General features: G+C 62.4%; 25 protein-coding genes. 13 read left to right on the top strand and 12 right to left on the bottom strand.

What is annotated here, in order from left to right:
• Positions 1-172: 172 nt before the first annotated feature.
• Positions 173-568, bottom strand: a complete 396-nt coding sequence (locus J3361_RS02190; protein ID WP_053122765.1) for a DUF4280 domain-containing protein — start codon at positions 566-568, stop codon at positions 173-175.
• Positions 569-766: 198 nt separating this feature from the next.
• Between J3361_RS02190 and J3361_RS02185 the strand changes: the two genes are divergently transcribed.
• From J3361_RS02185 to J3361_RS02175, 3 genes are all read left to right on the top strand, one after another.
• The gene (locus J3361_RS02185; RefSeq protein WP_207962029.1) at positions 767-1,834 is read left to right on the top strand and encodes a phosphotransferase family protein; all 1,068 of its coding nucleotides are present in this window, start codon (positions 767-769) and stop codon (positions 1,832-1,834) included.
• 23 nt (positions 1,835-1,857) lie between these two features.
• Complete coding sequence (locus tag J3361_RS02180) at positions 1,858-2,625, top strand: SDR family oxidoreductase (protein ID WP_003180553.1); 768 nt, start codon at positions 1,858-1,860, stop codon at positions 2,623-2,625.
• 212 nt (positions 2,626-2,837) lie between these two features.
• Positions 2,838-3,953: a Gfo/Idh/MocA family oxidoreductase gene (locus J3361_RS02175; RefSeq protein WP_207962027.1), complete on the top strand. Its 1,116-nt coding sequence runs from the start codon at positions 2,838-2,840 to the stop codon at positions 3,951-3,953.
• A 183-nt stretch (positions 3,954-4,136) separates the two neighbouring features.
• On the opposite strand, the gene J3361_RS02170 is transcribed toward J3361_RS02175, so the two are convergent.
• Together J3361_RS02170 and J3361_RS02165 are read right to left on the bottom strand one after the other, a co-directional pair.
• Positions 4,137-5,579 (bottom strand): FAD/NAD(P)-binding protein, encoded by a 1,443-nt coding sequence (locus J3361_RS02170; protein WP_207962025.1) that lies wholly within the window; start codon positions 5,577-5,579, stop codon positions 4,137-4,139.
• Positions 5,580-5,599: 20 nt separating this feature from the next.
• Positions 5,600-6,163 (bottom strand): XRE family transcriptional regulator, encoded by a 564-nt coding sequence (locus J3361_RS02165; protein ID WP_207962023.1) that lies wholly within the window; start codon positions 6,161-6,163, stop codon positions 5,600-5,602.
• Positions 6,164-6,175: 12 nt separating this feature from the next.
• Here J3361_RS02165 and J3361_RS02160 point away from each other — a divergent pair, with 12 nt between their 5' ends.
• From J3361_RS02160 to J3361_RS02130, 7 genes are all read left to right on the top strand, one after another.
• On the top strand, positions 6,176-7,180 hold the full coding sequence (locus J3361_RS02160; RefSeq protein WP_207962383.1) for a DMT family transporter: 1,005 nt from the start codon (positions 6,176-6,178) through the stop codon (positions 7,178-7,180).
• A gap of 361 nt (positions 7,181-7,541) precedes the next feature.
• Positions 7,542-10,466, top strand: a complete 2,925-nt coding sequence (locus tag J3361_RS02155) for a monovalent cation/H+ antiporter subunit A (protein ID WP_207962020.1) — start codon at positions 7,542-7,544, stop codon at positions 10,464-10,466.
• On the top strand, positions 10,466-10,810 hold the full coding sequence (locus J3361_RS02150; protein ID WP_003202835.1) for a Na+/H+ antiporter subunit C: 345 nt from the start codon (positions 10,466-10,468) through the stop codon (positions 10,808-10,810). The genes J3361_RS02155 and J3361_RS02150 overlap by 1 nt, the downstream gene beginning before the upstream one ends.
• Positions 10,807-12,492 (top strand): monovalent cation/H+ antiporter subunit D, encoded by a 1,686-nt coding sequence (locus J3361_RS02145; RefSeq protein WP_207962018.1) that lies wholly within the window; start codon positions 10,807-10,809, stop codon positions 12,490-12,492. Before J3361_RS02150 ends, J3361_RS02145 begins: the two co-directional genes overlap by 4 nt.
• Positions 12,489-12,977: a Na+/H+ antiporter subunit E gene (locus J3361_RS02140; protein WP_207962016.1), complete on the top strand. Its 489-nt coding sequence runs from the start codon at positions 12,489-12,491 to the stop codon at positions 12,975-12,977. Before J3361_RS02145 ends, J3361_RS02140 begins: the two co-directional genes overlap by 4 nt.
• Entirely contained in the window at positions 12,974-13,252 is a 279-nt protein-coding gene (locus tag J3361_RS02135; protein WP_003202841.1) for a K+/H+ antiporter subunit F, read from the top strand. Before J3361_RS02140 ends, J3361_RS02135 begins: the two co-directional genes overlap by 4 nt.
• Positions 13,249-13,602 carry a Na+/H+ antiporter subunit G gene (locus tag J3361_RS02130; protein WP_207962014.1) on the top strand — a complete coding sequence of 118 codons (354 nt, stop codon included), beginning with the start codon at positions 13,249-13,251 and terminating at the stop codon, positions 13,600-13,602. Before J3361_RS02135 ends, J3361_RS02130 begins: the two co-directional genes overlap by 4 nt.
• Positions 13,603-13,811: 209 nt before the next feature.
• On the opposite strand, the gene J3361_RS02125 is transcribed toward J3361_RS02130, so the two are convergent.
• The 3 genes from J3361_RS02125 to J3361_RS02115 all read right to left on the bottom strand — a co-directional run bounded on the left by J3361_RS02125 (position 13,812) and on the right by J3361_RS02115 (position 15,991).
• The gene (locus J3361_RS02125) at positions 13,812-14,249 is read right to left on the bottom strand and encodes a DUF3995 domain-containing protein (protein WP_207962012.1); all 438 of its coding nucleotides are present in this window, start codon (positions 14,247-14,249) and stop codon (positions 13,812-13,814) included.
• Between the two features lie 128 nt (positions 14,250-14,377).
• On the bottom strand, positions 14,378-15,388 hold the full coding sequence (locus tag J3361_RS02120) for an ABC transporter substrate-binding protein (RefSeq protein WP_207962010.1): 1,011 nt from the start codon (positions 15,386-15,388) through the stop codon (positions 14,378-14,380).
• A gap of 153 nt (positions 15,389-15,541) precedes the next feature.
• A complete protein-coding gene (locus J3361_RS02115) occupies positions 15,542-15,991 on the bottom strand; it encodes a hypothetical protein (RefSeq protein WP_207962382.1) in 450 nt (149 codons plus the stop codon).
• Positions 15,992-16,459: 468 nt separating this feature from the next.
• On the opposite strand from J3361_RS02115, the gene J3361_RS29785 reads away from it, so the two are divergent.
• The 3 genes from J3361_RS29785 (at position 16,460) to J3361_RS02105 (ending at position 17,336) form a co-directional block, all read left to right on the top strand.
• Complete coding sequence (locus J3361_RS29785; protein WP_347709609.1) at positions 16,460-16,681, top strand: hypothetical protein; 222 nt, start codon at positions 16,460-16,462, stop codon at positions 16,679-16,681.
• Between the two features lie 102 nt (positions 16,682-16,783).
• Complete coding sequence (locus J3361_RS02110) at positions 16,784-17,014, top strand: hypothetical protein (protein ID WP_207962008.1); 231 nt, start codon at positions 16,784-16,786, stop codon at positions 17,012-17,014.
• Between the two features lie 85 nt (positions 17,015-17,099).
• Positions 17,100-17,336, top strand: a complete 237-nt coding sequence (locus tag J3361_RS02105) for a DUF2789 family protein (RefSeq protein ID WP_207962006.1) — start codon at positions 17,100-17,102, stop codon at positions 17,334-17,336.
• A 163-nt stretch (positions 17,337-17,499) separates the two neighbouring features.
• Here J3361_RS02105 and J3361_RS02100 read toward each other — a convergent pair whose 3' ends face one another.
• The 6 genes from J3361_RS02100 to J3361_RS02075 all read right to left on the bottom strand — a co-directional run bounded on the left by J3361_RS02100 (position 17,500) and on the right by J3361_RS02075 (position 23,938).
• Positions 17,500-19,104: a methyl-accepting chemotaxis protein gene (locus J3361_RS02100; RefSeq protein ID WP_207962004.1), complete on the bottom strand. Its 1,605-nt coding sequence runs from the start codon at positions 19,102-19,104 to the stop codon at positions 17,500-17,502.
• Positions 19,105-19,281: 177 nt separating this feature from the next.
• Positions 19,282-19,686 (bottom strand): TraR/DksA C4-type zinc finger protein, encoded by a 405-nt coding sequence (locus J3361_RS02095; protein ID WP_003202859.1) that lies wholly within the window; start codon positions 19,684-19,686, stop codon positions 19,282-19,284.
• 327 nt (positions 19,687-20,013) lie between these two features.
• Complete coding sequence (locus tag J3361_RS02090; protein ID WP_186710404.1) at positions 20,014-21,036, bottom strand: ABC transporter permease; 1,023 nt, start codon at positions 21,034-21,036, stop codon at positions 20,014-20,016.
• 146 nt (positions 21,037-21,182) lie between these two features.
• Positions 21,183-22,736: a sugar ABC transporter ATP-binding protein gene (locus J3361_RS02085; protein ID WP_207962002.1), complete on the bottom strand. Its 1,554-nt coding sequence runs from the start codon at positions 22,734-22,736 to the stop codon at positions 21,183-21,185.
• A gap of 74 nt (positions 22,737-22,810) precedes the next feature.
• Positions 22,811-23,734: a sugar ABC transporter substrate-binding protein gene (locus J3361_RS02080; protein WP_207962000.1), complete on the bottom strand. Its 924-nt coding sequence runs from the start codon at positions 23,732-23,734 to the stop codon at positions 22,811-22,813.
• A gap of 51 nt (positions 23,735-23,785) precedes the next feature.
• Positions 23,786-23,938: a hypothetical protein gene (locus J3361_RS02075; RefSeq protein ID WP_172436103.1), complete on the bottom strand. Its 153-nt coding sequence runs from the start codon at positions 23,936-23,938 to the stop codon at positions 23,786-23,788.
• Between the last annotated feature and the right edge of the window lie 87 nt (positions 23,939-24,025).

Here is a 24,025-nt window from a genome sequence, read left to right as displayed (position 1 = left end):
CAGTGAATCGAGGGTAAGCGCCTGCCACAAATCCCTTTGTGAAAGATTCCCTTGTGGGAGCGAGCCTGCTCGCGATGACGGCGGCCCAGTCAGCATCACTGCAAACTGATCCACCGCTATCGCGAGCAGGCTCGCTCCCACAGGGTCAGTGCAATGCCTGCAAGATCGCCTGTCAGGGAATCAACATCTGCACCTGCCCCGGCACGACGATCTTGATCACCCCGGCCCAGCTGCACATCAAGGTGCTGTTGGCGTCGATGGCCGGCATGTTGCCCAGCAACAGGGTCGGGGCGCCGCCGGGGATCCATGGGGCCGCCGTAGCCGGGATGCAGGGCATGGGCGTCAGCACGCCCAGGGCCGCTGCGGTGGCGGCGGCCACGGTGGGGTTCGCCAGGCTCATGCACATGCCGAAAGTGGTGATGTTCACCAGCGGGATGTGATCCATGATGTTCGCCGCCGGCATCCCGCCGGTCAGCAGGCGATTGACCGGCAGCACATTGAGCACCGCCGGGGCTGCGCCGAAACTGCATTGCAAGGTCGCGGTGCCACAGACTTGCGGGCATCCCATCGCGGTTGCTCCTTTGAAAGCGACAGACCCCAAAACCTTAGCTCGCCCCCATCCAACGCGCACGCCGCCATGCATCAAGCCCGCTGATTATCCGGCAACACGCTAACCTATAAGACCCTGGCGTGCTTGTGACGCCTCCCCCGCGCCATTAGATTAGCCAATGATCGATGGCCTCCAAAATAAGCAGAAGGGATAAGCATGGCGTTTACTGATCAGTCCACCCGCGTGCGCGACGGTGAAGAACTCGATGCCAACCTGATCGACCCGTACCTCAAGGCCCACATTCCCGGCCTGACCGGCCTGCCGCAAATCAGCCAGTTCCCCGGGGGCGCGTCGAACCTGACCTACCTGCTGGAGTACCCCGAACAGGAATTCGTCCTGCGCCGGCCGCCGTTCGGCCACAAGGCCAAGTCCGCCCATGACATGGGCCGTGAGTTCCGCATCCTCAACCAATTGCGCGATGCTTTCCCGTACTGCCCTAAAGCCTATGTGCACTGCACCGACGAGTCGGTGTTGGGCGCCGAGTTCTATGTGATGGAACGGGTCAACGGCATCATCCTGCGCGCCGAGCTGCCGCCGGAGCTGGGTTTTGACGCCGAGCGCACCGAAGCGCTGTGCAAGAGCTTCATCGACCGGCTCGTCGAACTGCACCGCGTCGACTACAACGCTTGCGGCCTGGCCGACTTGGGCAAGCCCGAAGGCTACGTGGCGCGGCAGATCCGTGGCTGGAGCGACCGCTACGAAAAAGCCCTCACCCCCGATGCGCCGAAATGGGAGACGGTCAAGGCCTGGCTCAACGACAAGATGCCCGCCGACCACCCGACGTCGAGCATCGTCCACAACGACTACCGCTTCGACAACGTGATCCTCGACCCGGAAAATCCGATGCGGATCATCGGGGTGCTGGACTGGGAGCTGACCACCCTTGGCGACCCGTTGATGGATTTGGGCAACAGCCTCGCCTACTGGATCGAGGCCGAAGACCCGGCGCCGGTACAACTGTTGCGCCGCCAGCCCAGCCACGCGCCGGGCATGTTGACCCGCCGCGAGTTCGTCGATTACTACGCCGAGCGCGCAGGAATCCGCATCGACAACTTCGACTTCTACTACACCTACGGCCTGTTCCGCCTGGCCGGCATCGTCCAGCAGATCTATTACCGTTTTTTCCACGGCCAGACCCAGGACAAACGCTTCGCGCAGTTCGTTCAGATGAACAAACTGCTGGAGCAGATGAGCCTGCAGGTCATCGCTAAATCCACGCTCTGAGCGCCCCATAACAAGGAAACAGCATGTCCAAGACCCAGTTGTTCGACCTCGACGGTAAAATCGCCTTCGTTTCCGGCGCCAGCCGCGGCATCGGCGAGGCCATCGCCAAACTGCTGGCCCAGCAAGGCGCCCATGTGATCGTGTCCAGCCGCAAGCTCGACGGCTGCCAGCACGTGGCCGATGCGATCATCGCCGCCGGCGGCAAGGCCACCGCCATCGCCTGCCACATCGGTGAAATGGAGCAGATCAGCCAGGTGTTCGCCGGCATCCGCGAACAGTTCGGGCGCCTGGACATCCTGGTGAACAACGCCGCCACCAACCCGCAATTCTGCAACGTCCTGGACACCGACCTGGGTGCTTTCCAAAAAACCGTGGACGTGAACATCCGCGGCTATTTCTTCATGTCCGTGGAAGCCGGCAAGCTGATGCGCGAGAACGGCGGCGGCAGCATCATCAACGTGGCGTCGATCAACGGTATTTCGCCAGGGATCTTCCAGGGCATCTACTCGGTGACCAAGGCCGCGGTGATCAACATGACCAAGGTCTTCGCCAAGGAATGCGCGCAGTTCGGCATCCGTTGCAACGCCCTGCTGCCGGGCCTGACCGACACCAAGTTCGCCTCGGCACTGGTCAAGAACGACGCCATCCTGAAGACCGCCTTGGCGCAGATCCCCCTCAAGCGCGTGGCCGACCCGAGCGAAATGGCCGGCGCGGTGTTGTACCTGGCCAGCGATGCGTCGAGCTATACCACGGGTGTGGCGTTGAATGTGGATGGTGGGTTTCTGTCCTGAGGATATGTCCCTTGTGGGAGCGAGCCTGCTCGCGAAGGCGTCAGGTCAGTCGGCCTCGATGTTGACTGGACTGTCGTCTTCGCGAGCAGGCTCGCTCCCACAGGGATGTTTGCCAGCAATAAAATGAATATTTATTCCAATATTTGCAATTAACGAATATTTATTCCATAAAGAGCCCTTCTGAAAATAAAAACTCAAAAGGGCTCTTTCTCATGCGTGAACTCGGCATCGGTCTGATTGGCACCGGCTTCATGGGCCGTGCCCATGCCTTGGCGTTCCACAATGCCAAGGCGGTGTTCGATCTCCCCTTGAACCTGAAACTGGCGGCCCTGGCCGACGCCGATCCGCAGCGTGCCCGGCAATGCGCCCAGAGCTGGGGGTTCGAGACGGCCCACAGTGACTGGCAACGGCTGATCGACGACCCGAAGGTTCACCTGGTCGCCATCACCACGCCCAACCACCTGCACTTCCCGATGGCCATGGCCGCACTGGCGGCGGGCAAATCGGTGTATTGCGAAAAGCCCCTGGCGGTGTCCCTGGAGCAGGCCGAACAGATGCGCCAGGCCGCCAAGGCCGTCGGGGTGGTGACGCGGGTCGGCTACAACTACCAGCACAACCCGATCATCCAACGGGCGCGGGAGATGATCCAGGGCGGCGAGCTGGGGCGGATCATCAGTTTCCAGGGCGAATTCAGCGAAGACTTCATGGCCGATCCGACCTCACCGTGGTCATGGCGCTGCGAAGCGAGCCATGCCGGTGGCGCGCTGGCGGACCTGGGCAGCCATTTGCTCGCCATGGCGCGGCACTTGTTGGGCGAGGTCGAGGCCGTCTGTGCCGACAGCCAGACCGTGCACCACCAACGCCCTGCCAGCGCCGGCAATGCCGAACAGCGGGCCATCGCCGTGGATGATCAAGTCCATGGGCTGCTGCGTTTCGCCAATGGCGCCCGGGGCACGGTGAGCAGCAGTTGGCTCAAGCACGGCTACAAGAACCATCTGAGTTTCGAGATCAGTGGCACCCTCGGCACCCTGGCGTTCGATCAGGAGCGGTTGAATGAACTTCGCCTGTGCCGCGCCGGCCAGCCCGGCTTCCAGCGTTTGCTGGCCGGCCCGGATCTACCCGGCTATGCCGCGTTCAGCCCCGCCGCCGGGCATCAGTTGGGGTACAACGAATTGAAGACATTGGAAGTGCAGGAACTGATCATGGCGCTGGCCGGCGAAGGCGCCGGCGGGACGGACTTTGACGAGGCTTGGGAAGTGGAGCGGCTGGCGGCGGCGATTCGCATCGCGGCACGGGAAGAACGTTGGGTGAAGGTCAGCGAGCAATAACTTGCTGAGCAAACCGCTCATGTGAACGGTTCTTGTGGCGAGGGAGCTTGCTCCCGCTGGGTTGCGCAGCAACCCCAGAGAGGCTGAATGCAATCAATCTGACACACCAGGGTGAATGGTTTTGGGGCTACTTCGTAGCCCAGCGGGAGCAAGCTCCCTCGCCACAGAGGGACTGTGTTCAACCTAGAGAAGGGTTTGCAGTTCAACCAATCGCCCCGCCAACGCCTTGGCCTGGCTCGCCACATCAGTCACCGCCGTGCTTTCCCACCACATCCCCCGCAGCGGCGGGCCCATGGCGAACAGGCGGCTGGCCGGTTCGCCTTGGGCATCCAGCACCGCACCATCAGCACGCGCGGCGATGCCCAAAGCCAGCGGCCCCGGTTGGATCAATCCTCGAGCCAGCAACTGTTGCGGCAACGGTCGCGCAACACGACGCCAGTCATATTCGATACCACTGGAGTTGATCAACGCAGCGCCCTCCACCGCCTCCAGCCCTGCCGCGCCCCGTCGACGAATATTGATCGCCACCGACCCTGCGCCAGACGATACAAGTCCCTTGTACGAAGCCGCCTGGATCCGCAACCGCCCTTCCCCATGCAGGCGCGCCACCAACTCCGCGCTTAATGGCGGTGAGCGATGGTGATGACTCTCCCACCACGGCCGCACATGCCGCACGAATTGCCGGCGTTGCACATCGCTGGCCTGGTTCCACAAGCGCCCGATGTGCGCACGGACGGTGTCCAGCGGCGCTTGCCAATCGATGCCTTGGGCTTGGGCCTGGCGGCATTGCTCGCGCAGGGCCCGCATCAGTTGGCGGGGCGAGCGCAGGCGGTGATCTTCGGCAAGGAAATCCACCCAGGCGGGTGGCTGGCGGCGCACATGGGGCAGCAGGCCGTGGCGGGAAAACACTTCGATCGGGCCGCGATGCCCGGCTTGCTCCAGCGACACCACGGCATCGACCATGGTCAGACCCGAGCCGATGATCAGCACCGTGGACTGCGGGTCGAGCTGACGCATCGCAGCCACATCCCAAGGATCCAGCGCCGCAGCATTCAAGCCGCTGGATTCGGTTTGCGGAGTGCGGGCCGCCGGGAACATGCCGGTGGCCAGGACTGCAAAGCGACCACGCAAAATTTGGCCGTCGCCCAGCGTCACCATCACGGCATCTTCAGCAACCCGCAGGTCCACGGCCTCCCCGCGCACGTGCTCGGCGGTTGAGCCGTTCCGTGCGCCCAACTCGCGGGCCTCAGCCAGCCGTTGTTGCACATAGAGGCCAAACATCCCTCGGGGCGGGAACAGCTCACTGATCGGCACGTGCTGCTGATCCGACTCGGGCCAGCCGCCAGCCTCGATGAACGCGGTGAGCCATTGGGTCAAATCATCGGCATTGTCCGGGTCGACGCTCATCCGCGCCGCGTTGCCGTTCAAGGTGTGGCCAAGCTCCACGGCACTGTAGGCCTCGCCCCGGCCCAGTTCGCTGCGCGGCTCGACGATCAGCACCTCACGCCGGCCCGGCAGGCGCAGCAGTTGCGCGGCCAGCATGGCACCGCTCAGGCCGCCGCCGATGATGAGGATGTCGGCTTCGCGGATGAGGCCGCTGCCCTGTCGCTCCAGCGCTGTGTCCATACCGCTCTTCTCCCAGGGAATTAAATCACCACGTTGCGTACGAATCTCGCCGCCACCGGGCCATCGTTGCGATAGGCATGGGGCTGGTTGCTGGCGAACATGAAGAACTCACCGACGCCTATGCGGCGCTCTTCGCTGCCCAGCAGCAACGTCAGGCAGCCTTCGAATACATAAAGTTGTTCGCTCCATCCCTCTGCGTCGCACTCGGAATGGTAATGCTCGCCCGGCTCCAGCCGCCATTCCCAGAGTTCTACCTCACGGCTGGCGGTGGCCTTGGCGAGCAACACCGCTTTGCTGCCCGGGATCACACCGGCCCAGACCAGTTCGTTGATGCGGCTCGGGTCGCGGGCTTCCGGGGCTTGGATCAAGTCGCTGAAGGCGACATCGAGGGCTTCGGCGACCCGGTCCAGGGTCGTCAGGCTGACGTTCTTTTCGCCGGCCTCGATGGCCACCAGCATTCGCCGGCTGACCCCCGACAGCTCGGCCAGCGCCGTCTGGCTGAGCTCGGCGGCATGCCGCAGGCGACGGACGTTCTGGCTGACGTGTTGCAGGACGGAGGCCCGCTGACCGGATTCTTTGTGCACTATATTGCTCACATGACAGGGTTGCGCATTATACTGCCCAACTTCGGGCGCATTGTGCGTCCGCCTCAAGTAGCGCGCAAGGTCATGGCATCGTCGAACTCCCCGCAAGCGTCCTCCCGTTTCTCAAGGTTCAGCAAGGCCGAGTGCGTGCTGGTGCTGATCACCATGATCTGGGGCGGAACGTTCCTGTTGGTGCAGCATGCCATGACCGTCAGCGGACCGATGTTTTTCGTCGGCCTGCGTTTCGCTGCCGCGGCCGCGTTTGTCGCGCTGTTCTCCTGGCGGCACCTGCGGGACCTGACACTGTTCGAACTCAAGGCCGGGTGCTTCATCGGCGTGGCGATCATGCTCGGCTATGGCCTGCAGACCGTCGGCCTGCAAACCATTCCCAGCAGCCAGTCGGCGTTCATCACCGCACTTTACGTGCCGTTCGTGCCCTTGTTGCAATGGCTGGTGCTGGGCCGTCGACCGGGCTTGATGCCGAGCATCGGCATCATGCTGGCGTTCACCGGGCTGATGCTGGTGTCTGGCCCGGCCGGGGCCTCGCTGAATTTCAGCCCCGGTGAAATCGCCACGCTGATCAGCGCCATCGCGATTGCCGCCGAAATCATCCTGATCAGCGCCTACGCCGGCCAGGTCGATGTGCGCCGAGTGACCGTGGTGCAACTGGCGAGCACGGCGGTGCTGGCGTTCCTGATGGTGGTGCCGACCCAGGAAGCGATCCCGGATTTCTCCATGCTGCTGCTGGCCAGCGCCGTGGGCCTGGGGGCCGCCAGCGCCGCGATCCAGGTGGCGATGAACTGGGCGCAGAAAAGCGTCTCGCCGACCCGCGCCACGCTGATCTATGCCGGTGAACCGGTATGGGCCGGCATCGCCGGACGCCTGGCGGGCGAGCGGCTGCCGGCGATTGCCTTGTTCGGCGCGGTGCTGATCGTAGCGGCGGTGATTGTCAGTGAGCTGAAGACTCGGAGCAAAGGTAGCGTCGAGGTGGATGAGGGGCTTGAGCGCGAGCAGTAACGCCGGTTACCTGCGATGGTGATTGGACCTGTGGCGAGGGAGCTTGCTCCCGCTGGGTTGCGCAGCGACCCCAAGGAAGCCGAATGCAATCAACCTGACACACCCGGGTGAATGGTTTCGGGGCTACTGCGTAGCCCAGCGGGAGCAAGCTCCCTCGCCACAGGGATAAAGCGCGACATTGCGCAGGACCTCGCCCCAGCGGCTCCAATACGCGTGCTGATTCCTGAGCGGTGCCCCCTGCCCAAACGACGCAAAGTCAGAAAACTCCACCTACCCTGTAGGATTCTGCGACACCCTCGCGGTTGGTGATCGGGAATACGCCACGTATGATCCCTCACAACCTTCCGCCGAATAGAAGCCTATGTCACTGATAGTTCTATTGCTTTTGCCCTTCATCGGCAGCTGTGTCGCGGCGCTGCTGCCGCATAACGCCCGTAACGCCGAATCACTGCTGGCCGGCCTCGTCGCCCTGGCCGGCACGGTTCAGGTGGCCTTGCTGTACCCGCAGGTCGCCGACGGTGGCGTGATCCGCGAGCACTATGAGTGGCTGCCCAGCCTGGGCCTGGATTTCGTGCTGCGCCTGGACGGTTTCGCTTGGCTGTTTTCATTGCTGGTGCTGGGCATCGGCACGCTGGTGTCGCTGTACGCCCGCTATTACATGTCGCCGAACGATCCGGTGCCGCGTTTCTTTGCTTTTTTCCTGGCGTTCATGGGGGCCATGCTCGGGTTGGTGATCTCCGGCAACCTGATCCAGATGGTGTTTTTCTGGGAACTGACCAGCCTGTTCTCATTCCTGCTGATCGGCTACTGGCACCACCGCGCCGACGCCCGGCGCGGCGCCTATATGGCCCTGATGGTCACCGGTGCCGGTGGGCTTTGCCTGTTGGCCGGGGTGATGCTGCTCGGCCATGTGGTGGGCAGCTATGAATTGGACAAGGTCCTGGCCGCCGGCGACCTGATCCGTGGCCATGCCCTCTACCCCATCCTGTTGCCGCTGATCCTGATCGGCGCCCTGAGCAAAAGCGCGCAGTTTCCGTTTCATTTCTGGCTCCCCCACGCCATGGCCGCCCCCACGCCGGTGTCGGCATACCTGCACTCGGCGACCATGGTCAAGGCCGGGGTGTTCCTGTTGGCGCGGTTATGGCCGTCGCTGTCGGGCAGTGAAGAATGGTTCTATATCGTCAGCGGCGCGGGGGCCTGTACGCTGCTGCTGGGCGCCTACTGTGCGATGTTCCAGAATGACCTCAAGGGCCTTTTGGCCTACTCCACCATCAGCCACCTCGGGCTGATCACCCTGCTGCTGGGCTTGAACAGTCCGTTGGCAGCCGTGGCCGCGGTGTTCCATATCCTCAACCACGCCACGTTCAAGGCGTCACTGTTCATGGCCGCCGGGATCATCGACCACGAAAGCGGCACCCGGGACATTCGCAAGCTCAGCGGCCTGGTGCGGCTGATTCCGTTCACCGCGACCCTGGCGATGGTGGCCAGCGCGGCGATGGCCGGGGTGCCGCTGCTCAATGGCTTCTTGTCCAAGGAAATGTTCTTCGCCGAGACCGTGTTTATCTCGGCCACGGCCTGGGTCGAGCTGGCGCTGCCGATCATCGCCACCCTCGCCGGGACGTTCAGCGTCGCCTACTCCCTGCGCTTCACCGTGGACGTGTTTTTCGGCCCCACCGCCATCGACCTGCCCCATACCCCCCACGAACCGCCGCGCTGGATGCGCGCACCGGTGGAGTTGCTGGTGTTCACCTGCCTGTTGGTGGGGATCTTTCCGGCCCAGGTGGTCGGCTCGTTGCTCGCGGCTGCCGCGTTGCCGGTGGTGGGCGGCACGCTGCCTGAATACAGCCTGGCGATCTGGCACGGCCTGAACGCGCCGATGATCATGAGCCTGGTGGCGATGTCCGGCGGCATCGTCCTGTACCTGTTGCTGCGCAAGCCATTGCGCCAAGGGCACATCAAGCATCCGCCGTTCATTGGCCGGCTCAGCGGCAAGCGCCTGTTCGAACGCTGCCTGGTGCTGATGATGCGTCAGGGCCGGCGGCTGGAGCGCAGGATCAGCACCCGGCGCCTGCAAGCCCAACTGTTTTTCCTGGTGCTGGCGGCAGTATTGGCCGGGCTGATCCCGATGCTGAACAGCACGCTGGTCTGGGGCGACCGGCCGAAGATTCCCGGCTCCATCGTCTTCGTCACCCTGTGGCTGCTGGCGATCGCCTGTGCCCTGGGCGCGGCCTGGCAGGCCAAGTATCACCGGCTCGCGGCCCTGACCATGGTCAGCGTCTGCGGCTTGATGACCTGCGTGACCTTCGTCTGGTTCTCCGCTCCCGACCTGGCCTTGACGCAACTGGTGGTGGAGGTGGTCACCACGGTGCTGATCCTGCTGGGCCTGCGCTGGCTGCCACGGCGGATCGAGGACGTCTCGCCCCTGCCCAACAGCGAGCGGCGGGCGCGCATCCGGCGCCTGCGGGACTTGCTGCTGTCCATCGCCGTCGGCGGCGGCATGGCGCTGTTGTCCTATGCGATGCTCACGCGCCAGACGCCCAACGACATTTCGTCGTTCTACTTGAGCCGGGCCTTGCCCGAAGGCGGCGGCAGCAACGTGGTCAACGTGATGCTGGTGGATTTCCGGGGCTTCGACACCCTCGGGGAAATCACCGTGCTGGTGGCGGTGGCCCTCGCGGTGTTCGCCCTGCTGCGACGCTTCCGTCCGCCAAAGGAAAGCATGCAGCTGCCGGCGCAACAGCGGCTGCTGGCGCCGGACGTGGTCACCGACCTGGTCAACCCGCGCCATGCCAGCGATACCGCCCTGGGTTTCATGATGGTGCCGTCGGTGCTGGTGCGCCTGCTGCTGCCAGTCGCCCTGGTGGTGTCGTTCTACCTGTTCATGCGCGGCCACAATCAACCTGGTGGCGGCTTCGTGGCCGGGCTGGTGATGTCCGTCGCGTTCATCCTCCAATACATGGTCGCCGGCACCCAGTGGGTCGAGGCGCAAATGAGCCTGCGACCGCTGCGCTGGATGGGCACCGGGCTGTTGTTCGCCACCGCCACAGGCCTGGGGGCCATGGCCGTGGGTTATCCGTTCCTGACCACCCACACCTGGCATATCGAATTGCCGCTGTTGGGCGACATCCATGTCGCCAGCGCGCTGTTCTTCGACATCGGCGTGTACGCCGTGGTGGTCGGTTCCACCCTGTTGATCCTCACCGCCCTGGCTCACCAGTCGGTACGGGCCCATAAACCGGGCCTACAACCCAAACCCGTCGCCGCCGCCAAAGGAGCCACCGCCTGATGGAAGAAGTCATCGCAATCGCAATCGGCGTACTGGCCGCCTCCGGTGTCTGGCTGGTGCTGCGGCCACGGACCTTCCAGGTGGTCATGGGCCTGTGCCTGCTGTCCTACGGCGTGAATCTGTTCATCTTCAGCATGGGCAGCCTGTTCATCGGCAAGGAGCCGATCATCAAGGACGGCGTGCCCCAGGACTTGCTGCACTACACCGACCCGCTGCCCCAGGCACTGGTGCTGACCGCCATCGTGATCAGCTTCGCCATGACCGCGCTGTTCCTGGTGGTGCTGCTGGCATCCCGGGGACTGACCGGCACCGACCACGTGGACGGTCGGGAGCCCAAGGAATGATATTGACGCCTCATCTGATCGCCGCGCCCATCCTGCTGCCGCTGCTGACCGCCGCGGTGATGCTGATGCTGGGCGAGAAGCACCGCCCGCTCAAGGCCCGGATCAATCTGTTGTCCAGCCTGCTGGGCCTGGGCATCGCCGTGCTGTTGCTGCATTGGACCCAGGACCAGGCCCTGCCCGCGTCCATTGGCGTGTACCTGCCGGGCAACTGGCAGGCACCGTTCGGCATCGTCTTGGTGGTCGATCGCCTGTCGGCGCTGATGCTGGTGCTGACCGGCATCATCGCCGTCAGCGCCCTGCTCTTCGCCATGGCCCGTTGGCACGGTGCCGGTGCCAGTTTCCATGCATTGTTCCAAATCCAGTTGATGGGCCTCTACGGCGCCTTCCTTACGGCGGACCTGTTCAACCTGTTCGTGTTCTTCGAAGTGCTGCTGGCGGCTTCCTACGGCTTGATGCTGCACGGCTCGGGCCGGGCGCGGGTGTCGTCGGGGCTGCATTACATTTCCATCAACCTGTTGGCCTCGTCGTTGTTCCTGATCGGTGCGGCGCTGATCTACGGCGTCACCGGCACGTTGAACATGGCCGACCTGGCCCTGAAGATCCCGCTGGTGCCAGAGGCCGACCGTGGCTTGTTGCACGCTGGCGCAGGCATCCTCGCGGTGGCGTTCCTGGCCAAGGCCGGCATGTGGCCGCTGAATTTCTGGCTGGTGCCGGCCTACAGCGCCGCCAGCGCACCGGTGGCGGCGCTGTTTGCGATCATGACCAAGGTCGGCGTCTACACCCTCCTGCGCTTGTGGACGTTGCTGTTCTCCGGCCAGGCGGGAGCCTCGGCGTATTTCGGCGCCGACTGGCTGGTCTATGGCGGCATGGCGACCATCGTCTGCGCCGCCATCGCGATTCTGGCGGCCCAACGCCTGGAGCGCATGGCGAGCCTGAGCATCCTGGTTTCGGCGGGGATCCTGTTGTCGGCCATCGGCTTCGCCCAACCGAACCTGGTGGGCGCGGCGCTGTTCTACCTGGTGAGCTCGACCCTGGCGCTCTGCGCGCTGTTCTTGCTGGCCGAGCTGATCGAACGTTCGCGCTCAGCCAATGAACTGTCCCTGGACGACGACTTCGACACGTTGCCGCGACCGCTGGAATCCTTGCAGCCGCCCAAGGGCATCAACCTCGATGACGAGCAGAAAGCCGTGGTCGGCCAAGTGATTCCCTGGACCATGGCCTTCCTCGGCTTGAGCTTTATCTTTTGTGCGCTGTTGATCATCGGCATGCCGCCGCTCTCGGGGTTCATCGGCAAGCTGAGCCTGCTGAGCGCCTTGCTCAATCCCCAAGGATTCGGCGCCAGTGCCGGGGCGCCGGTGTCGAACCAGGCGTGGGGCTTGTTGGCACTGCTGATCCTCTCGGGGCTGGCCTCGTTGATCGCCTTCTCGCGCCTGGGCATCCAACGCTTCTGGACGCCTCAGGAACGCCCGTCACCGTTGTTGCGGCCGTTCGAATGCCTGCCGATCGTCCTGCTGCTGGGCCTGGGCATCGCCCTGACTTTCAAGGCCGAGCCGTTGCTGCGCTATACCCAGTCGGCCGCCGATGCGCTGAACACCCCGGAACATTACGTGATGTCGGTACTCGCCACCCGCGCCGTGCCCAACCCCGAAGCCCGCGCCGCGTTGCAGGAGGTGCAGCCATGAAGCGCCTGTTTCCCGCCCCATGGTTGTCCCTGGCGTTGTGGTTGCTGTGGCTGGTGTTGAACGTGTCCGTCAGCGCCGGCCATCTGCTGCTCGGTGCTGCTCTGGGCTTCCTCGCCCCGTTGATGATGCGCCCGTTGCGCCCACGGCCCATCCGTATCCGCCGGCCGTGGGTGGTGTTGCGCTTGTTCCTGCTGGTGGGCCGTGACGTGCTGGTGTCCAACCTGGCGGTGGCCTGGGGGGTGCTCAACGCGGGGCGCCGCCCGCCTCGCTCGCGCTTCATCAAGGTGCCGCTGGACCTGCACGACGCCAACGGCCTGGCCGCGCTGTCGATGATCACCACGGTGATCCCGGGGACCGTCTGGTCGGAACTGGCCCTGGATCGCAGCATCCTGTTGCTGCACGTGTTCGATCTGGCAGACGAAGCGTCATTCATCACGCACTTCAAGGCCACCTACGAGCGCCCGTTGATGGAGATTTTCGAATGAGCCCGTTGCTGTCCAATGCGATCCTGTTGAGCCTGTTCCTGTTTTCCCTGGCGATGGTGCTGACCCTGTGGCGACTGTTCAAGGGCCCCTCGGCCCAGGATCGGGTATTGGCCCTGGACTACCTGTACATCGTGGCGATGCTGATGATGCTGGTGCTGGGCATCCGATATGCCAGTGACACCTATTTCGAGGCGGCGCTGCTGATCGCCCTGTTCGGCTTTGTCGGCTCGTTTGCCCTGGCCAAATTCCTGTTGCGTGGCGAGGTGATCGAATGACCGGCGAACTGTCGATGTGGGTGGAAATCCCGGTGGCGATCCTGCTGGTGCTCAGCAGCCTCTTCGCCCTGGCCGGAGCGATCGGTCTGGTGCGCTTGAAGGATTATTTCCAACGCATGCACCCACCGGCCCTGGCCTCTACGCTAGGGGCCTGGTGCGTGGCGCTGGCTTCGATCATGTATTTTTCAACGCTCAAGTCCGGGCCCGTGTTGCACGCCTGGCTGATCCCGATCCTGCTATCGATCACCGTCCCGGTGACCACCCTGCTGCTGGCCCGAGCGGCGTTGTTCCGCAAGCGCATGGCCGGGGATGATGTGCCGGCGGAAGTGAGCAGTCGCCGAAACGACTGACAGATATCTCGAGCCGGTACAGCTTTTTTGGCTAGGGAGCTTGCTCCCGCTGGGTTTGTGTAGGAGCTGCCGAAGGCTGCGATCTTTTGATCTTTTGATCTTTCGCTTGAGACTCAAGTGTCTGGGGAAAGATCGCAGCCTCGTTGCACTCGACAGCTCCTACACAGCTCTTACATAGCTCTTACACCTCGGCCGGGTGACGGCGTGACTCAGGCCCAGGCCACCGTCAGCAACCCTGCCCCAAGCACCACGCACAGCGGCGAGTAGACCCAGGTGTCGAGCCTGGCAAAGGTCGAGTCCTTGACCTCCTTGAAGAAACCCACCAGCTCCGACTCGCCAATGGCCCGGGCGAACATCAGCAAGGCAATCGCGCTGATCAGCCACTGCAACGCCCGATGAGTGACCGGCTGCGCCAGCAGGCCCACTCGCAGGCACACCAGCAGCGCAACCATCAGCAGCGCCAGGGCCACCAGCAAGGTCAGCCAGCCCGAGGGGTTGAATGCCGGCCGCAACGCCTCTCCCTGCTTCACCGGCACCTGCGGCACCACAGCCTTGGTCGCCCACCGCCCACCCAGGGCCCAATACATATGAATCAAGCTGATGGTCGCAAACACTGCGACCAGCGACCGAGCCAATAAAAGCGTCATTCGCCAGCCTCCTGAAAAAGGTTGAACAATCATCCTAGCTCGAATTTGGCATTTCGCTGGACTGGCGCAGGTTGCCAGTTTCCAGCGAATCATTCATTGCCCAGGATCAAGGGTTCAACCCGCTGGCACTAGAGACCGGCGGACACTTTGTCGGCCACCTCCTTGGGCAACCAGGTCTGCCAGACCTCAGGATGGGCCTTGAGGAACGCCTCGGCGGCTTCGCGGGGTGGCGTGCGTTTCTCGCTCATGTCGGCCAGGGCCTTGTTCAACGGCTCGATGGGCAAGTCGACCTTGCTGAAGAACTCGGCAATGTCCGGGTATTGCTTCTGGAACGGCGCGGAGACGCCAATCGACAGTTTCGAGGCCAGTGAGCGGGTCGGCTTCGGGTTGGGGTTATCGGCATCGGTCAGGGTTTTCCAGGCCTCGGCATCGAATGGCGGCTCTTGCAACTGCACCAGCTTGAAGCGCCCGAGCAGCGGCGTGGGCGACCAGTAGTAAAACAGGATCGGCTTGCCCCGGCGGATCGTCGAGCTGATTTCCGCATCCAGTGCCGCCCCCGAGCCGCTGCGAAAATTCACGTAGCTGTCGGACAGGCCATAGGCCTTGAGCTTCTGTTTGTTGACCACCTCGGAGGTCCAGCCGATGGGGCTGTTGAGAAAGCGGCCCTTGTCGGGGCTCTCCGGGTCCTTGAACACGTGCTTGTAGCGCGCCAGGTCTTCGACGCTGCGCAGGTCCGGTGCCAATGGCTTGATGCCCTTGGCCGGGTCGCCCTTGATGACGTACTCGGGCACCCACCAACCTTCGGTCGCACCTTTGACCGTATCGCCCAAGGCGACCACCTTGCCTTCAGCCTCGGCCTTGACCCACACCGGGCTGCGGCCGGCCCATTCCTCGCCGATCACCTGGATGTCGTTATTGGCCAGGGCGGTTTCCAGGGTGATGGTGGTACCGGGCAAGGTGTCGGTCTGCAATCCATAGCCCTTTTCGACGATGACTCGCAGGATATCGGTGATCAGGCTGCCGCTTTCCCAGTTCAAGTCGGCAAAGTGGATCGGCGCTGTGGCGGCCGACACCGGAAGGGGTGAAACCAACACAGCAAAGGTGGCCCAGGCAGCCAGCCACTGTCGAACTCGTCTCATGCTTTGCACCTCGTGCCAGATAACAGCAATCCCTGAACGGCCCTGCGTAACGAAACGCAAGCCCCTGAATAGTTCAGTCAATTGACTGTAGCCGAGGTTCCAGCGAGATCTTGAGAAACTATCAGCGGTTTGGGCGCGCCGGCTCCAGAACGGTCACTCACTGGCCTTGAAAGTGACCAGTTCGCCCTTGCGCCACTTGGCGGCCTTGGCAGTGACCGCCTTCAAGGTCTTGGTCAAGCCTTCCTGTAACTGTTCGTTGGCCGCGAACACGGTCACCACGCTGTGGCCTTCCTTGAACAGGATGGCATGACCACCAGGGGTCGTGACGAAGGCGTAATCGCCAAGGCCATAAACCGTCAGCTTGATCTCGCGAAAACGGATTTCAAACTTGCCGCCTTCACGGCTGGGCAATACCGCCGCGCGAAAATGATCACCGACCTTGAGCTCCAGCCTGGGTTTGTCATCGACCACCAGGGCCGACTCGGTGTCGATTTCGGCAACATAAATACCTTCGGCGGTCTGCTCGGTGACGTAGACGAAACGTGACTGGAATAGTTTGACCAGTTTTGCCCGCAGGTCACCGAGTACGAACAACGCATGCATGTCGAGATTACTTACTGCCAAGGAAACATCCCCATCTTTGAAAAAGACCCGCCCTGCGCAAAGGACGGACCACGAGAACCCGTACCGACTGTAGTGTCGTAATGGACCTGTCACTGAAATTCGAAATGAACGGCGCGCCCTGTCCCGGGCCGAGAGCAGACTAAAGGTTGCCGCCCTCGCCGTCTTTCCCGGGGGGTCGCCAGAGGCTGAAGGAAAACGCCACTCTGAGCATCGGAAAAGTTGGGACTACTAACTTTAGGGAAATTTCTCACTTAAAAAAGCATTTTTCTGACATCGAGCCCAAAAAAAATTGCTTTAGATAGGCGCAACCGTTCACACGCCCTGCTGATTCTAGAGCAGCCGACGGCGTGGAGACTACTCGAAGTACCCGGCAATTCGTCGGTAAACCATGAAAAGGAATTCATAATGACTAGCTTCGCCACCCAGCCCTACCCCGTCGCCCCTCGCATCGTTGAAACAGCCAACAGCTTTGACGAAGGTGAATGCCTGCCAATTTCGTTGATTCAACCCCGATATCGGGTCGTCTTGGCCGGTAAGTGTTTTTTCCACATTGAAGAAACATCGACTGGACGTGTAAGAGGTTTCCGAACCGACCATAACGAGGCTTGCTACCTGGCCAGGCGTCTCGAACACAGTGCCTCGACACATCCGTGCCCGTCCATGACTTAACTCAGCCGCCGAGGGGAAACTGCTGCCATACTGCCCGCCGAGCGAAAACCGTGGTTCATCGACGGATCGCGCAACCCTAATGATTCAAGGAGCAGGCGCGACGTGACGGAATTTGATATTGGCGAATTTTTTATCCGGGGCGAAGCCAGAGAAGTCGAAGGCGAGTTCCAGGCTGTCATCGTGATGCGTGCCAAGCCGCCGTTGACCACCGTCAGCTGCCATCAGGTGGAAAAGGATCGCTGGTTCAAGACTTCCCAAGTCGCTGCCGAGGCCGCCAGAGAGGCAGCCAAGGCGTTAAAGGCGGCCGTGGACGAAGGCGCCTTGAAAGACTGATTCCAATCGAACTCCTGATAAGCGCTTGCCTCAGATATAGGAAGCACCGAGGCGCCATGATGGCGCCCGATCAAAGGAGACTTCCATGGAACAACCTTCCCACGACCTCAAGACCCTGTTCGACCAACTCGGCCTGCCCTCCGACGGCAATGCCATTGACGATTTTATCGTGGCCCACCCACTGCCCCCGGAAACTAAGTTGGTGGAGGCTGATTTCTGGACGGACCAGCAGAAAGAGCTGCTCCAGGAATGGCTGCTGGCCGACGGCGAAGAAGCGGTGCTGGTAGACCAACTGAACGTGCGCCTGCACGACGGCAACTAGCGGCAAGGCCCATTAATAGCATTCACCACCGCTCTTGTGGCGAGGGAATTACCTGTGGGAGCAAAGCTTGCTCGCGATGCAAGCGCCTCGGTTTCCTGGAAAACCGCGTCGTCTTCATCGCGGGCAAGCCTTGCTCCCACAGTCATATCTGTGGCGTCGAGGCTTAGCGCGGCTTCTCGGGTTTGTAGCCCAGGCGCAAGCCGCCCCAATGACGCCCCTTGAGCATGATCGGCACCGAGAGATCATGCATTAACTCCCCCGTATCCCGAGTATAGGTCTGCAGTAGCACCGGCTGCTGGTGGCTGCCGCAGCGGATCCCGGTGCGATCGGAAAACTTGCGCTTGGTGCGGTTATTCAGCGTGTCCACCTGGGGATCCCCCGTCAGCGGCTGGCTGAAGACCTTGTTATGGGTCGGCACATAACCCTGCTGAGTGCAGGCGATCGCAAACACCAGGCCCTCGTGGCGGGCCAGCAGGGGTTCCTGAATCGCCGGAAGAACCTGGTCGGTGTAGCGGTCGAAGCGGGTCTGGTATTTGGCCGGCTGGGTATTGGGGATCGGTTGATAGTTACGGTCGAACAGGTCGTCGAGACTGACACGGCCCTGGTCGATATCGGCCTCGAACTGCGCGGCGATCTGGCTCGCCCCTTCCCGCGCCAGGTCGTAGACCCGTTGGTGATAATCGTCGAGGCCCACCTCGGCCAGGCGTTCGCTGATGGTTTCGGCCTGGCCTTCCATCTGCACCGCCGCCTCGGCCAGGCGCTGGGTCTGCTGGTCGCTGATGGACAGGTCGCTGCGCATCTGTTCGATGGCGTGGAACAGGCTGTCGAGTTGTTCGCGATTGGTGTCGGTGCCCTGGGCAATGGCACCGACCTGGGTTTCAACCCCTTCTGCAAGCCGGGCGATGTTCTCCAGGTGCTGGCCGGTGTGCTCGACCTGCTGCACGCCACTGTCCAGGTCGGCGGCCAGTTGGCGGATCTGCTCCACCACCTGGGCGGTGCGCTGCTGGATGTCGGCCACCATCACCCCGACTTCGCCGGTCGCCGCGGCGGTACGCCCGGCCAGCCCGCGAACCTCATCGGCCACCACCGCGAACCCACGGCCGTGCTCACCAGCCCGGGCCGCCTCGATGGCCGCGTTCAGTGCCAGCAGGTTGGTCTGGCTGGCGATCGATTGGATCACCAGGCTGACCCGCTGGATTTCATCGCTGCGTACACTCAGGGCTTCGATCAGTTCACGGCTGTCATTCGCCCGCTGGCTGAGCTGGTGCATGCGGCTGATGGACTCCACCAGTTCGCTGCGCCCGGCCACGCTGCTGCGATGGGCCTCGCTGGCGGCGCCCAGGGCTTGCTGGCTGAGTTGTGAAGTGGCCTGTTCGGTGGCGATCATCGATTCGGCATTGCTGACGATCTGCGCCGCCGCATCGAGTTGGGACTGGACCTTGCCGGCCAGTTGCTTGACCGAATAAGCAACACCGGCGGCCGACAGGGCGTTATGACTGGTGGTGTAGGACAAGTCGCGGGTCAACTCGGCCAGGGTGTCGGTGCTGGGTGCGGCTGCCGCGGCCACGCGTGAACGCAGGCGCGGCAACCAGACGATCAGCATCACCAGCGGCAGGCCCAGGTACAACGACCAGCCGCCCAAGGCCATGCCGCACAGCAGCAAGGCCAGGGCCAGACTCTGCAAGGTTGGCGTCAGCCAGCGCGCCGCGCCTTTCGTTTCGGGTACCGAGGCCGGCACCGCACCCGCCAGCGTTCCGTCTGTCGCCATGTTCGTCACCCACATTCTCGTTGTTATGACTGCATTAAACGCCACTACCGAGCCATTATCCATGGTCCATTAGTCGTGTTCTTGCAGCAGGTCAACGGGAGTAGACAAACGAGCACAGGCGAAAGCAAAAGATCGCGGCCTTCGTCAAAAGGTCGCGATCTTTTTGAACAATGCGAATCAGGCCTGACGCTGGTGCTTGTCGATCTGTTCGTGACGTTCCTGGGCTTCGATGCAGTACTTGGTGGTCGGGCTGATCAGCAGGCGCTTGAGGCCGATCGGCTCGCCGCTGTCGTCGCACCAGCCGAAGCTGTCGTCGTTGATGCGGTCCAAGGCCTGCTCCAGTTGAGGCAGCATGCGCTGGTCGCGATCGATGGCGTTGACCAGCCAGGTACGCTCTTCTTCTACGGAAGCAGCGTCCGCCGGGTCGGCCGGGGTGTCCAGGCTCTCAATGGCGATTCGGTTCTGTTCGATGCGCTCGTGGGTTTCGACCTTCATGTTCTGCAACAGCTTGGTGAAGAAAGCCAGCTGCTCGGCATTCATGTAGTCATCCGCCGGCATGGCCAGCAACTTTTCCTTTGTCATTGATTTCTCTATAAAAAAACGTGCATTAAGGCGAATTATGGAGCGTCCCGCAGCGCAGCTGCCACGCTCATCGGGAAAGGCGCCGTCTATTCCAAGCGCCACCCGGCACTCAATTTACGAGGGGCGGCAGTCTAAGGCCGAGTCGAGGCCTCAGCAACTGAAAACATAGGGAAAATGTCCGACAACCCCCTCAAATGTTCTCTGACAGGCGTTTGGCAGTCATCGGAGTGCGTTTATAACAAGAAATTCGCTGCAATTGCTGTATTAAGAAGACAAATGGCAGCGCCACGCGGGTCAGGCGTGGCGCTTTGTCGCAACTTTCGCTGATCAGCGCTTGAGTTTGCGCTTGTTGCGGTACTGGTCGATGACCACCGCCACCACGATGATCAAGCCCTTGATGATGTCCTGGATGTAGGCATCGACCCCGACGAAGGTAAAACCGCTGGCCATCACCCCGAGGATCAGCGCGCCGATCACGGTGCCGGTGATGCGCCCCACCCCGCCCGCCAGGCTGGTGCCACCGATCACCGCCGCCGCAATCGCGTCCAGCTCATAGGACATGCCCATGCCCGCCTGCCCGGTCGCCGCCCGTGCCGAGGCCACCACGCCGGCCAACCCTGCGAGCAAACCGGCGATGCTGTAGACGATCACCAGGTGGCGCTTGACGTTGATGCCCGAGGTCCGCGCCGCCTGCATGTTGCCGCCAATGGCGTAGGTGTACTTGCCGTACTTGGTGTAGCGCAGGGCGATGTGGAAGATAACCGCCACCACCAGAAAGATGATCACCGGCATCGCACCGTGACCAATGGCGGTATAGGAATCGGACAACATGCTCACCGGCTGACCTTCGGTGTAGTAGCGCGCCAGGCCACGGGCCGAGACCATCATGCCGAGGGTGGCGATGAACGGCGGGATGCCGGTGATGGCAATGATGCTGCCGTTGATCGCCCCGGCCAGCAGCCCGACGCCGAGCCCGGCCACCACCGGTATCCACACTGGCAAGTCCGTCAGCGAGGGAAACACCGCCCGGGCGAAGTCCGAGGTCTGGGCCAGGCTGGCAGCGATCATCGCCGACAGCGCCAGCACCGAGCCGGACGACAGGTCGATCCCGGTAGTAATGATCACCTGGGTCACGCCGATGGCCAGCAGACCGATGATCGACACTTGCAGGATCATCAGCACCAGGCGCTGGGAGTTCATCAGGAAACTCTGGTCACGCATGATCCAGCCGAACATTTCGAACACCAGGCCGATGCCGATCAGCACCAGGAAGATGCTCAGTTCCGTCGGCAACCGCCGCCGGGTCCTGTTCGGTGCTGCCGCGGGTTTGTTTTCCAGTATCGCGTTCATAGCCAATCACCTTTTTTGATCCGTGGCCAGGGAACTTGCTCCGCTGGGCCGTATTGCGAGCCGACACAGGGCCGCTTCGCGCCCCAGCGGGAGCAAGCTCCCTCGCCACATTTTTGCTCGACTTTATTTACCTGAGCCGAAAGGCATCAGGACAGGCCCGAGGCCAGTTGCATCACGCGTTCCTGGGTCGCTTCGCTGCGGTCGAGGGTGCCCATCAGGTCGCCTTCGTGCATCACCATGACCCGGTCGCTCATGCCCAATACTTCCGGCAGCTCCGAGGAAATCATGATCACCGCCATGCCTTCGCTGGCAAGGAAGGCAATCAGCCGATAGATCTCCGCCTTGGCGCCGACATCGATGCCACGGGTCGGCTCGTCGAGGATCAGGATCCGCGGGTTGGTCATCAACCAGCGCGCCAGCAAGGCTTTCTGCTGGTTGCCGCCGGACAAGGTGTCGATGCACTGTTCCAGCGACGGGGTCTTGACCCGCAGCTTCTTGCACATGTCCTCGCACAAGGCGCGCAGGGCTTTCTGCTGGATGAAGCCGTTGCCGACGTAATGGGGCAGCACGGCCATCTCCATGTTTTCCAGCACCGACAGGCACGGGAACAGGCCGCTGAGCTTGCGGTCCTCGGTCAACAGCGCGAAGCCTTTTTCGATGGCCATGTGCGGGTCGGTGATGCGCACCGGTTGGCCGTCGAGGAGGATTTCGCCGCCGGTGCTCGGGGTCACGCCGAAAATCGCTTCGGCCACGTTGGTCCGGCCCGAGCCCATCAACCCGGCGATGCCCAGGATTTCCCCGGCATGCAGGTCGAAGGACACGCCTTTGAAGATGCCGTCCAGGCTCAGGTCGCGCACCGACAGCACCAGCTCGCCGATGGGTTGCTCGCGCACCGGGAACAACTGGCTCAGCTCGCGCCCGACCATCATCGAAATCAGGCTGTCGCCGTCCATGCTGTCGGCCCGTTGCAGGCCGATATAGGCGCCGTCGCGAAACACCGCTACTTCATCGGCGATAGCGAATACTTCGTTCATCTTATGGGTGATGTAGATGATGCCTTTCCCCTGGGACTTGAGGTCGGCAATGATCGAGAACAGGTGGGCGACTTCAGTCTCGGTGATGGCCGAAGTCGGCTCATCCATGATCAGGATGTCGGAGTCATACGAGACAGCCTTGGCAATCTCCACCATCTGCCGCTCGGCAATGCTCAGGTTGCCGACCTGCTCCTCGGGGTCGAGCTTGATGCGCAGGCGTTCCAGCAGCCGGGCGGTGCAGCGGTGCATTTCGCCATGGTCGACCATGTGCAGGCCGTTGAGCTGCTCGCGGCCGATCCAGATGTTTTCGGCGATGCTCATGTGGGGCATCAGGTTCAGTTCCTGGTGGATCATCGCGATGCCGGCCTGCAACGCCGCCAGCGGCGTGTCGAACGTCACCGGCTTGCCCCGCAGGCGCAGCTCGCCGGCGTCCGGCTGGTAGATGCCGGCAATGATCTTCATCAAGGTGGATTTGCCCGCACCGTTCTCGCCCATCAGGGCCAGCACGGAACCGGGGCGTACACGCAATTGAACATCGGACAGGGCCACCACACCGGGAAAGCCCTTGCTGACATTGACGACTTCCAGCAGGTACGGCTCATCAAGTAATACGTCCGGCTGGAAAGTCATGGCCGGGGCGCTCGAAGCAGTCGCTGAAGCGAACATGATCAGGTACTCCCTCGGCAAGGTCGGCGTTGCAACCTTGCCTGCTTATTGTTGTGGTGGGACCGGGTTGAACGTCACTTGAACTGATCGACGTTTTCCGGCGTGATCAGGCGGTACGGCACCACGACGGACGCCATTTTCTCGCCCTTGGCCATTTTGACCGCCGTGTCGATGGAGCCATCGGCCTGGCCCTTGGCGTCCTGGAACACCGAGACCGCCATGTCGCCTTTCTTGATGGCGTTCAAACCGTCCGGCGTGCCATCGACCCCGGCTATCAATACGCTGCCTTTCTGGGTGCCCGCTTGCTTGAGGGCCATGGCCGCGCCGATGGCCATTTCGTCGTTGTTGGACACCACCGCATTGAATTCACGGCCTTGGGTCAGCCAGTCGTTGACCAGGGTCATGCCCTTGTCCCGCGACCAGATGCCGGTCTGTTCCTGTTCGATCTTGATGCCTGGGTACTTGGCCAGCACTTCCTTGACACCCTTGGTGCGGTTGGTGGTGGAGTTGTTGGCGAGGTCACCCAGCAGGATCACAATGTCACCCTTGCCGCCCATCTTGTCGGCCAGGTATTGCATCTGCATGCGCCCGGCTTCGAGGTCATCGGAGGCCACGGTGACCACCCCTTCCGGCAACTTCGGATCGTCCGGGCGACGGTTGACGTACACCAGCGGAATACCGGCGGCCACCGCGGCCTTGGTGATGCGCTGGGTCGCGGCGGTGTCCACCGGGTTGACGATGAGCGCATCGACCTTCTGGCTGATGAAGCTTTCCACCTGGCTCAATTGCTTGACCACGTCACTGCGCGCATCTTCGAACTGCAGGGTGACGCCATCGGGCAGGGACTTGGCTTTCTTGTCCATGGATTCGCGCAGGTAGGTCAACCAGGTGTCGTCGAACTGGGACATGCTGACGCCGATCTTCAGGTCCGCCAGGGCAGCGCCGCTGGTGAGCATCAACGACAGGGCCAGCGAGGCAATGCGGGTCTTGGTTTTCATGAACGGTCTTTCTCCACTTTTTTGTTGGTTTTATGGATAAGGCGTGACGGATCAGGAACGGGGCAAACGCACGATGGGCGCACCGGGCATGCAACAGACCACGGCGCCCTTGCGCTGGATACACAGGGATTCGAACAGGGGAAGGACTGCGGACAGGCGCAGTAGATGGGGCAGGTGAAACGCAGAGCGGCTGAAGGTTTTCATCGACGGTACCTAGCTGTGTTTCTTGTTTTTGTTTCGTCTCTCTCCATTCAAGGCTGGCTTGGCAGAAGGCAGACAGGGTTGTCGGTA

Origin of the sequence: Pseudomonas sp. OA65 (assembly GCF_017498305.1) — a bacterium.
Lineage (GTDB): Bacteria > Pseudomonadota > Gammaproteobacteria > Pseudomonadales > Pseudomonadaceae > Aquipseudomonas > Aquipseudomonas zanjanensis.
This window is presented reverse-complemented; position numbering and strand designations above follow the sequence as displayed.

Excerpts from the sequence above, each read along its gene's own strand:
- J3361_RS02190 (WP_053122765.1), bottom strand. The coding sequence starts at position 568 with ATGGGATGCCCGCAAGTCTGTGGCACCGCGACCTTGCAATGCAGTTTC.
- J3361_RS02185 (WP_207962029.1), top strand. The coding sequence starts at position 767 with ATGGCGTTTACTGATCAGTCCACCCGCGTGCGCGACGGTGAAGAACTC.
- J3361_RS02180 (WP_003180553.1), top strand. The coding sequence starts at position 1,858 with ATGTCCAAGACCCAGTTGTTCGACCTCGACGGTAAAATCGCCTTCGTT.
- J3361_RS02175 (WP_207962027.1), top strand. The coding sequence starts at position 2,838 with ATGCGTGAACTCGGCATCGGTCTGATTGGCACCGGCTTCATGGGCCGT.
- J3361_RS02170 (WP_207962025.1), bottom strand. The coding sequence starts at position 5,579 with ATGGACACAGCGCTGGAGCGACAGGGCAGCGGCCTCATCCGCGAAGCC.
- J3361_RS02160 (WP_207962383.1), top strand. The coding sequence starts at position 6,176 with ATGACAGGGTTGCGCATTATACTGCCCAACTTCGGGCGCATTGTGCGT.
- J3361_RS02155 (WP_207962020.1), top strand. The coding sequence starts at position 7,542 with ATGTCACTGATAGTTCTATTGCTTTTGCCCTTCATCGGCAGCTGTGTC.
- J3361_RS02150 (WP_003202835.1), top strand. The coding sequence starts at position 10,466 with ATGGAAGAAGTCATCGCAATCGCAATCGGCGTACTGGCCGCCTCCGGT.
- J3361_RS02145 (WP_207962018.1), top strand. The coding sequence starts at position 10,807 with ATGATATTGACGCCTCATCTGATCGCCGCGCCCATCCTGCTGCCGCTG.
- J3361_RS02140 (WP_207962016.1), top strand. The coding sequence starts at position 12,489 with ATGAAGCGCCTGTTTCCCGCCCCATGGTTGTCCCTGGCGTTGTGGTTG.
- J3361_RS02135 (WP_003202841.1), top strand. The coding sequence starts at position 12,974 with ATGAGCCCGTTGCTGTCCAATGCGATCCTGTTGAGCCTGTTCCTGTTT.
- J3361_RS02130 (WP_207962014.1), top strand. The coding sequence starts at position 13,249 with ATGACCGGCGAACTGTCGATGTGGGTGGAAATCCCGGTGGCGATCCTG.
- J3361_RS02125 (WP_207962012.1), bottom strand. The coding sequence starts at position 14,249 with ATGACGCTTTTATTGGCTCGGTCGCTGGTCGCAGTGTTTGCGACCATC.
- J3361_RS02120 (WP_207962010.1), bottom strand. The coding sequence starts at position 15,388 with ATGAGACGAGTTCGACAGTGGCTGGCTGCCTGGGCCACCTTTGCTGTG.
- J3361_RS02115 (WP_207962382.1), bottom strand. The coding sequence starts at position 15,991 with ATGCATGCGTTGTTCGTACTCGGTGACCTGCGGGCAAAACTGGTCAAA.
- J3361_RS02105 (WP_207962006.1), top strand. The coding sequence starts at position 17,100 with ATGGAACAACCTTCCCACGACCTCAAGACCCTGTTCGACCAACTCGGC.
- J3361_RS02100 (WP_207962004.1), bottom strand. The coding sequence starts at position 19,104 with ATGGCGACAGACGGAACGCTGGCGGGTGCGGTGCCGGCCTCGGTACCC.
- J3361_RS02095 (WP_003202859.1), bottom strand. The coding sequence starts at position 19,686 with ATGACAAAGGAAAAGTTGCTGGCCATGCCGGCGGATGACTACATGAAT.
- J3361_RS02090 (WP_186710404.1), bottom strand. The coding sequence starts at position 21,036 with ATGAACGCGATACTGGAAAACAAACCCGCGGCAGCACCGAACAGGACC.
- J3361_RS02085 (WP_207962002.1), bottom strand. The coding sequence starts at position 22,736 with ATGTTCGCTTCAGCGACTGCTTCGAGCGCCCCGGCCATGACTTTCCAG.
- J3361_RS02080 (WP_207962000.1), bottom strand. The coding sequence starts at position 23,734 with ATGAAAACCAAGACCCGCATTGCCTCGCTGGCCCTGTCGTTGATGCTC.
- J3361_RS02075 (WP_172436103.1), bottom strand. The coding sequence starts at position 23,938 with ATGAAAACCTTCAGCCGCTCTGCGTTTCACCTGCCCCATCTACTGCGC.